General features: G+C 66.2%; 7 protein-coding genes. 4 read left to right on the top strand and 3 right to left on the bottom strand.

Annotation, left to right across the window (positions count from 1 at the left end; genetic code table 11):
* Positions 1 to 181 precede the first annotated feature (181 nt).
* Complete coding sequence (locus ACE3N9_RS16280) at positions 182 to 664, bottom strand: UPF0262 family protein (protein WP_374285497.1); 483 nt, start codon at positions 662 to 664, stop codon at positions 182 to 184.
* A 127-nt stretch (positions 665 to 791) separates the two neighbouring features.
* On the opposite strand from ACE3N9_RS16280, the gene ACE3N9_RS16275 reads away from it, so the two are divergent.
* On the top strand, positions 792 to 2,303 hold the full coding sequence (locus tag ACE3N9_RS16275; RefSeq protein ID WP_374285496.1) for a replicative DNA helicase: 1,512 nt from the start codon (positions 792 to 794) through the stop codon (positions 2,301 to 2,303).
* Positions 2,304 to 2,399: 96 nt separating this feature from the next.
* On the top strand, positions 2,400 to 2,744 hold the full coding sequence (gene rpoZ / locus ACE3N9_RS16270) for a DNA-directed RNA polymerase subunit omega (protein WP_374285494.1): 345 nt from the start codon (positions 2,400 to 2,402) through the stop codon (positions 2,742 to 2,744).
* Between the two features lie 221 nt (positions 2,745 to 2,965).
* On the opposite strand, the gene ACE3N9_RS16265 is transcribed toward rpoZ, so the two are convergent.
* Positions 2,966 to 3,340, bottom strand: coding sequence for a hypothetical protein (locus ACE3N9_RS16265; RefSeq protein ID WP_374285491.1), 375 nt, complete (start codon positions 3,338 to 3,340; stop codon positions 2,966 to 2,968).
* A gap of 89 nt (positions 3,341 to 3,429) precedes the next feature.
* Here ACE3N9_RS16265 and ACE3N9_RS16260 point away from each other — a divergent pair, with 89 nt between their 5' ends.
* Complete coding sequence (locus tag ACE3N9_RS16260) at positions 3,430 to 4,509, top strand: DUF3667 domain-containing protein (RefSeq protein WP_374285489.1); 1,080 nt, start codon at positions 3,430 to 3,432, stop codon at positions 4,507 to 4,509.
* A gap of 30 nt (positions 4,510 to 4,539) precedes the next feature.
* Here ACE3N9_RS16260 and ftsH read toward each other — a convergent pair whose 3' ends face one another.
* On the bottom strand, positions 4,540 to 6,480 hold the full coding sequence (gene ftsH / locus ACE3N9_RS16255) for an ATP-dependent zinc metalloprotease FtsH (RefSeq protein ID WP_374285487.1): 1,941 nt from the start codon (positions 6,478 to 6,480) through the stop codon (positions 4,540 to 4,542).
* A 135-nt stretch (positions 6,481 to 6,615) separates the two neighbouring features.
* Between ftsH and ACE3N9_RS16250 the strand changes: the two genes are divergently transcribed.
* A complete protein-coding gene (locus ACE3N9_RS16250) occupies positions 6,616 to 7,725 on the top strand; it encodes a hypothetical protein (RefSeq protein ID WP_374285485.1) in 1,110 nt (369 codons plus the stop codon).
* Positions 7,726 to 7,856: the final 131 nt, after the last annotated feature.

Below are 7,856 nucleotides of genomic sequence, written 5' to 3'. Positions count from 1 at the left end.
TGCGACCCGATTCCTTTTGGGGTGCGCCAACTGCAACCGCTGTGGGCTTGGCCTGGCCGGCCCGCTCCCCCGGCCCAACCACCCGCTTAAGGGTACCCTATGGGTGGTTGGGCCGGGGGAGCGGGCCGGTCAGGTCAGGACAAGCCGGATGGCTTGTCCGCACCGGCGTGAGCCGGAAACATCAACCCCTGATATGCAGCACGCAGATCAGGGTAAAGAGCCGCCGCGCCGTGGCGAAGTCGGTTTCCACTTTTCCTTCAAGACGTTCCAGCAGCAGTTCGGCGGCATCGTTGTGCACGCCGCGCCGGGCCATGTCGATCGTCTCGATCTCGCTCGCGGTGGCCTTGCGGATCGCCTGGTAATAGCTGTCGCAGATCGCGAAGTATTCGCGGATCGGGCGGCGGAACCGGCCCAGCCCCAGGATCAGCGTTTCCAGCAGCTGCTCGCTCTCGTCCGCCACGGTCAGCACCAGCCGCCCGTCGTCCACCGCCAGGCGCAGGCGGTAAGGCCCCTGGTGCCCGGCTTCCCAGGCGCGCAGGGGCTTGAAAGTGTTATCTTCGATCAGATCGAAGATGGCGATCCGGCGTTCCTGTTCGATATCTGCGTTGCGCCACAGGATCGTCGCTTCATCGAGCTCGATGTGGATGATCCGGGGGGCCGCCATGGGAGGCGCTTTTCGCAGATGCAAAAAGCGCGGGCAAGTGCCCTCTCGAACTTCCACAGGCTGTGGAGTAATTTCACGCCGCTTGGCGCTTGCGGGGCGCGCCGCCTCCGCGCATTGAAACGGGCTTATGGCCGAGACCGATCTGATCACCCGACCCGATGAAACCGCCGCCCGCGCGCTGCCCGCCAACGTGGAAGCCGAAGCCGCGTTCCTGGGCGCGGTGCTGATCGACAACCGCGTGATTGAGGAACTGCACACCCAGCTGCGGCCCGAGCATTTCTTCGAACCCGTCCACAACCGGATCTACGCCCGGATCCTGCAACTGCTCGATCGCAAGGCGGTGGTCACCCCGGTGACGCTCAAGCCCTATTTCGAAGCGGACGAGGCGCTGAAGGAGCTGGGCGGGGCGGCCTATCTCGCGCGGTTGACGGCGGACGGGCAGGGTCTGCTCGCCCCGCGCGAACTGGCCGAGCAGATCTATGACCTGGCCTTGCTGCGCGAGTTGGTCAGCGTGGGGCGCAACCTCGTCACATCCGCGCTCGACACCAGCGAGCGGGTCGAGCCGATGGAGCAGATTTCCGAGGCCGAGACCGCGCTCTACAAGGTGGCCGAAGGCGCCTCGGTCGGGAGCGAGGCGGTGTCGTTCCGGCAATCGAGCCTGGTGGCGATCACCCAGATCGAAAAGGCGCTCAATTCGGGCGGGCACATTTCGGGCCGGACCACCGGGCTTGACGATCTCAACGCCAAGATCGGCGGCCTGCACGATTCGGACCTGATCATCCTGGCTGGCCGTCCGGCCATGGGGAAGACCTCGCTCGCCACCAACATCGCCTTCAACTGCGCCGAACGCTATCTGGAAGATGTCGAGGTTCACAAGATGGACCCGGCCAAGTCGGTCGGCGCACCGACCGCCTTCTTCAGCCTGGAAATGAGCGCCGACCAGCTGGCGACGCGTATCCTGGCCGAACAGGCGGAAATCAGCAGCGAACGGCTGCGGCGCGGCTCGATCAGCCGCGAGGATTTCCAGCGCATCTCGTTCGCCAGCCAGCGCCTGGCGGAACTGCCGCTCTATATCGACGATACCCCGGGGCTGACCATCGCCGCGCTGCGCACCCGCGCGCGGCGGCTGAAGCGGCGGCACAACATCGGGCTGATCGTGATCGACTACCTGCAGCTGCTGCAGGGCTCGGGCCGGGCGAATGACAACCGCGTCAACGAAATCTCGGAAATCAGCCGCGGCCTGAAGACCCTGGCCAAGGAACTGTCGGTGCCGGTGATCGCGCTGTCGCAGCTCAGCCGTGCGGTCGAAAGCCGCGAGGACAAGCGCCCGCAGCTGTCGGACCTGCGCGAATCCGGCTCGATCGAACAGGACGCGGACATGGTCTGGTTCATCTTCCGCGAGGAATACTACCACAATGCGCTGAAACCCGACGAGCCGACCGAGACCAGCACCGGCGATGCCATTGCCAAGTATGACACCTGGATGCAGCGCCACCTTGAAGTGGTGAACAAGGCCACGGTGATCATTGCCAAGCAGCGCCACGGCTCAACCGGCAATGTCCAGCTGCTGTTCCAGAGCGAATTCACCAAGTTCGGCAACCTCGCCCCCGATTCGCGCGGTTACGCCCAATTTGACTAATAAAAACAATAGTTTAAACGAATTTTTCTTGACTTGCGAATCGCCGCACGTGTAGCAGCCCAATTCCCGCGAATTTTGCTGATACTGGAGTGCCCCATGGCGCGCGTTACCGTTGAAGATTGCGTCGACAAGATCCCCAACCGGTTCGACCTCGTCCTGCTTGCCGCACAGCGCGCACGCGAGATTTCGGGCGGCGCCGAACTGACGATCGACCGCGATCGCGACAAGAACCCGGTGGTTGCCCTGCGCGAAATCGCCGAACAGACCGTGCGGCCCGCCAACCTCAAGGAATCGGTCATTTCCAGCCTGCAGCGCGTGCTGCCGGAAGACGATGACGAGGTCGATGACATCGGCTCGCTCAGCCAGTCGGCCGAAGCGCTGCGGATCACCGCCGCCGCGCCGGTGCGCAATACTTCGATCGGCGGCGACTACGACGGCTAGGACACGCCGCTATTTGCCCCCGGGCGGGCTGCTAATGGCAGTCGGCTGCGCTTCCGGTGCTCACGGCCAGTAAGGCCGCGCCGCTCCGGTTCTCGCCGACTACCATTCTCGCCTCACCCGGCGCCAAATCCCGGCATGTCCGGGGGCTGACACGAACAGGCCCGCTTCCCCTGGGGGAGGCGGGTCTTTTCGTTGGCTTGGCCGGTTATCAGGTCCTGACCCTAACGGCAGGGCCAGGTCTTCTTGAACATGTCGCCGATGGCGGCGCGCATGGTCACGGCGGGGCGCTGCGCGGCGGGATAAGTGCGCAGGTGCGCCAGCACCTGGTCGCTGCTGACCTTGGGATTCTTTGGCGGGCAGCTGCTCGGGCGGCCCTGGGCGCGTTCGGCATCGAGCTGCGCCTTGTAGGCCATACCGGCGGCCTGGCCTTCCTGTTGCAGCACTTTGATGTCGGGCGAGAACAGCGCCATCGCGCCCTTGGCTTTCAGCGCGTCGGCCTTGGCCAGGAAGGTGGCCACGCTCATCTCGCCGGCGGCGGCAAGGGCGGGGCTGGCGGCAAGCAGGGCAAGACACAGGGCAGGCGCGACACGTTTCATCCATTCTCTCCCGATGGTTGGATGCAGGATGGCTTGACCGGCGCAAGCTTGCAAGACCATGAACGTCGCAGGCCATTGGGGAGACAATCGTGACCGGTGACATCGGCGGCGAAGTGCTTGGCGATCTTGCACAAAGCGCGCTGGCCGCGCGCGCGGCCGAACCCGCGCATGGCGAGGGCGGCGATGGGCGCAGCCGCGAACCCGCCTGCCTCAACTGCGCCGCGCCGTTGATCGGCAGCCATTGCCACAATTGCGGCCAGACGGCCCACGTCCACAAGACCCTGGGCGCGTTCTGGCACGATCTGCTGCACGGGGTGTTCCACTTCGAAGGCAAGATCTGGCGCACCCTGCCACTGCTGGCCTGGCGCCCCGGGCGGCTGACCCGCGAATATATCGACGGACGCCGCGCCTCTTACGTCAGCCCGATCGCGCTGTTCCTGTTCGTGGTGTTCCTGACCTTCGCGGTGTTCAACGTGCTGGGCAGCCCGGTCCGCTTCAGCAACCAGGGGCAGAACAAGGGCTTTGCCGAGGGGATTGCCGCGGCCCGGTCCGAAGCGCAGCTGGAAGTGGAGCGGCTGGAAGGCCGGCTGGCCGATGCCAGGGCCGGTCGGGGCGGCGATGTCGCCCAGCTGGAACGCGATGTGGCTACCGCGCGGCAGGCCGTGGCGGCGATCGGCGCGGCCCAGGACGGCAAGCTGCCCACCGCGATTGCCGCCGGGCAGGGCCAGCAGGGCCAGGACGTGGCCGAAGCGATCAGCCGCGCCTGGCAGCAGGCGCGCGGCAACCCGGAACTGACGATCTACAAGCTGCAGAACAGCGCCTACAAGTATTCCTGGCTGCTGATCCCGCTATCGGTGCCGTTCATGTGGCTGCTGTTCCCGTTCAGCCGCCGCTTTGCGCTTTATGACCACACGGTCTTCGTCACCTACTCGCTCAGCTTCATGCTGCTGCTGGCAGCGGCGATCAGTGCGTTGATGGTCTGGGGCAATGCCGGGCTGCTGGTGGGGGCGCTGTTCTGCTATGCGCCGTTTCACATGTACCGGCAGCTGCGCGATGCCTACGGCCTGTCGCGCTTTGGTGCGTGGTGGCGCACCTGGTTCATCAGCCTGTTCGCCCTGATCGTGCTGGGCCTGTTCGCGACAGTACTGACGGTGATGGTGGCGGCCTGAACCGCCACCATCCCGGTTTATCGTTGCCGATCAGGCGCCCTGCGGCGTCGGCGCGGCTTCGCTGAAGCGCTTGCCGGCCTTGGGCACGGCCGATCCTCGCACCGGCAGCGGAGTGATCGAGCCGGCCGGGTTTTCCGGCCGGTCAAGCTTGCCGGTTTCGAGCAGCTGCTTGATTTCATCGCCGGTCAGCGTTTCGTGTTCCAGCAGAGCCTGGGCCAGCAGGTGCAGCTGCTTGATGTGCTTCTTCAGCAGCATCGTCGCGCGCTTGTGCCCGCCATCGACCAGGGCCTTGATCTCGCTGTCGATCAGCTTGTTGGTCTCGTCCGAACCCATCGTCCGCTGCGAGCCGCCATAGCCGAGATAGCCTTCCTGGCTCTGCTCGTACTGTAGCGGGCCCAGCTTGTCCGACATGCCCCAGCGGGTCACCATGTTGCGCGCCAACGAGGTCGCCTGCTGGATGTCGCTGCTGGCGCCCGACGAAACCTTGCCGCGACCGAAGATCAGTTCTTCGGCCACGCGCCCGCCCATTGCCACGGCCAGCTGCGCGTGCATCTGGTCGCGGTGGTAGGAATAGCGGTCACGCTCGGGCAGGCGCACCACCATGCCCAGCGCGCCGCCGCGCGGGATGATCGTGGCCTTGTGGATCGGATCCGAAGCCGGCTCGTTAACCGAAACCAAGGCGTGACCGGCCTCGTGATAGGCGGTCATCTTCTTCTCGTCCTCGGTCATCACCATCGATCGGCGTTCCGCGCCCATCATGACCTTGTCCTTGGCGTCCTCGAATTCCTGCATGGCCACCAGGCGCTTGTTGCGCCGCGCGGCGAGCAGCGCCGCCTCGTTGACCAGATTGGCCAGGTCCGCACCGGAGAAGCCCGGAGTGCCGCGCGCGATGGTGCGGGCGTCCACATCGGGGGCCAGCGGCACCTTCTTCATGTGCACGGCCAGGATCTTCTCGCGCCCTTCGATGTCGGGCACGGGGACCACCACCTGGCGGTCGAACCGGCCCGGGCGCAGCAGCGCCGGGTCCAGCACGTCGGGGCGGTTGGTTGCGGCGATGATGATGATGCCCTCGTTCGCCTCGAACCCGTCCATTTCGACCAGCAGCTGGTTCAGCGTCTGCTCGCGCTCGTCGTTCGAATTGCCCAGGCCATGCCCGCGATGCCGGCCGACCGCGTCGATTTCGTCGATGAAGACGATGCACGGCGCGTTCTTCTTGGCCTGCTCGAACATGTCGCGCACGCGGCTGGCGCCGACGCCGACGAACATTTCGACGAAGTCCGAACCCGAAATGGTGAAGAACGGCACGCCTGCCTCGCCCGCGATGGCGCGGGCCAGCAGGGTCTTGCCGGTGCCGGGCGAACCGACCAGCAGCGCGCCCTTGGGGATCTGGCCGCCGAGCTTGGAAAAGCGCGACGGATCCTTGAGGAAGTCGACGATCTCCTCCAGCTCCTCGCGCGCTTCGTCGATGCCGGCGACATCGGCAAAGGTCACGCGGCCCTGCTTTTCGGTCAGCATCTTGGCCTTGCTCTTGCCAAAGCCCATCGCGCCGCCCGCGCCGCCGCCCTTCTGCATCTGGCGCAGCGCAAAGAACGCCACCGCCAGAATCAGGACAAACGGCAGGGCCTGGATCAGCATGTAGACCAGCAGGCTGGTCTCCTCGGGCGCCTTGCCCTGGTACTGGACGCCGCTTTTCTGCAGGGTTTCGGCCAGGGTCGGGTCATTCGGGATCGGCACGGTGGAGAACGCGTTGCCGTCCTTGTACTTGCCGGTGATGCGGCTTTCGCTCACCTGCACGCTGGCCACTTGCCCGCCTTCGACGCGGCTGCGGAAGTCGGAATAGCTGATCTGCGTGCCCGCCGGATCGGCGCGCGAATTGACCACCGAAACCACCAGCAGCAGGGCCATGAAAATCCCGATCCAGATCATGGCGCTCCTGAGCCACGGATTGGGGGTCGGCTGTTCCTCGTTCATTCGGCAGGTCCTTTCCCCGCCTATGTAGGACAGCGCCGCTGAATCGCAAGCTAACAGGCTTGCGCCGCATGGGCAGCTTGCGCGGCTGGCCGGCTGAAGGCACAAGCCCGGCAACGACTTGCGCAAGGGGGTTTGATGACTGGCGGGCAGAGCGACACGGACGACAGGTTCGCCAGCTGGGGCAGGTGGCCTGCGCGGCTGCTGCTCGCGGCGCTGGCTGCGCTGCTGCTGGCCGCCGCGCTGGTGCCGATCAAGGCGGCCGACCAGCCCTACAGCACCGCCGGCTTCGTCGCCAATGTCACCGGGGCCAAGGTTGAAGGGGCCGAACGCCCGCGCGACCATGACCTTGCGCTGTACGACACGGTGATCCTGCGCATCGCCAAGGGCGAGAATTACTATGTCGTTGCCGCGCAGGAACATCGCCGCAGCGACTATCCGGTGCGCCCGGGCTTTGCGGTGCGCCTGCCGACGCTGGCCTATCTGTGCATGCTGCTGGGCGAAACCGGGCAACTGGTGGTGGCGATCGCCCTGATGGCGGCGATCCTGTGGGCCTGGTGGCAGCGACTGGGCGATGAGGGGTGCAGCCCGCGGCTGCGGCGCATGGGCACCACGCTGATCTTCTTCGGCGCGGCGCTGGGTTTGAACCGCTATTACTTCGTGCTGCATGAATTGTGGGCCGGGCAACTGCTGGCCCTGTCGTTCGGCTTGCACCGCCCGGGCAAGCGCTGGGGCGGGGCGCTGGCGGCGGCCGCGCTGGCGCTGGCGATCCGCGAACATGCGCTGCCCTATGTCATGCTGATGGCGGCGATGGCCTTCTGGCGGGGCGACCGCAAGGAAGGCGCGGCGTGGAGCGCGCTGGTCGCCGTGTTCCTGGGCGGCTTGGCCTTGCACCTTCACCTCGTCGCGCAGCAGGTGCTGCCCACTGATCCGCTCGGCCCGTCATGGCTGGCGCTGCGCGGCTTGTCGGGCTGGCTGTCCAACGTGGTGCTGTCGAGCAACCTGCGCTTCCTGCCGCATTACGTGGCCGGGCCGCTGGTGATCCTGGCGGTGCTGGGCTGGGCCGGGTGGAAGCGCCAGATCGGCGCTTTCGCCACGCTGCTCTACCTTGGCTACGGCCTCGCCTTCATGATCGCGGGGCGGCCGGACAACTTCTACTGGGGCGCGATGGTAGCCCCGGCGATGTTCGCCGGCCTTGCCTTCACCCCGCGCGCGCTGGGCTCGCTGTGGAGCCGCGCCAAGGGGTAGGGGGAGGAGAGCGTTCTTTCAGCCTGACGGCGGTGCGGACAAGGCATCCGCCTTGTCCTGGCCTGGCCGGCCCACTCCCCCGGCCCAACCACCCGTTCAAGGTACCCTGTGGGTGGTTGGGCCGGGGGAGT

It is taken from the genome of Novosphingobium sp. (genome assembly GCF_041905565.1).
GTDB lineage: Bacteria > Pseudomonadota > Alphaproteobacteria > Sphingomonadales > Sphingomonadaceae > Novosphingobium.
Note: the sequence above shows the minus strand (reverse complement) of the source record. Positions and strands in the feature narration are given on the sequence as shown.

Excerpts from the sequence above, each read along its gene's own strand:
- ACE3N9_RS16280 (WP_374285497.1), bottom strand. The coding sequence starts at position 664 with ATGGCGGCCCCCCGGATCATCCACATCGAGCTCGATGAAGCGACGATC.
- ACE3N9_RS16275 (WP_374285496.1), top strand. The coding sequence starts at position 792 with ATGGCCGAGACCGATCTGATCACCCGACCCGATGAAACCGCCGCCCGC.
- rpoZ (WP_374285494.1), top strand. The coding sequence starts at position 2,400 with ATGGCGCGCGTTACCGTTGAAGATTGCGTCGACAAGATCCCCAACCGG.
- ACE3N9_RS16265 (WP_374285491.1), bottom strand. The coding sequence starts at position 3,340 with ATGAAACGTGTCGCGCCTGCCCTGTGTCTTGCCCTGCTTGCCGCCAGC.
- ftsH (WP_374285487.1), bottom strand. The coding sequence starts at position 6,480 with ATGAACGAGGAACAGCCGACCCCCAATCCGTGGCTCAGGAGCGCCATG.
- ACE3N9_RS16250 (WP_374285485.1), top strand. The coding sequence starts at position 6,616 with ATGACTGGCGGGCAGAGCGACACGGACGACAGGTTCGCCAGCTGGGGC.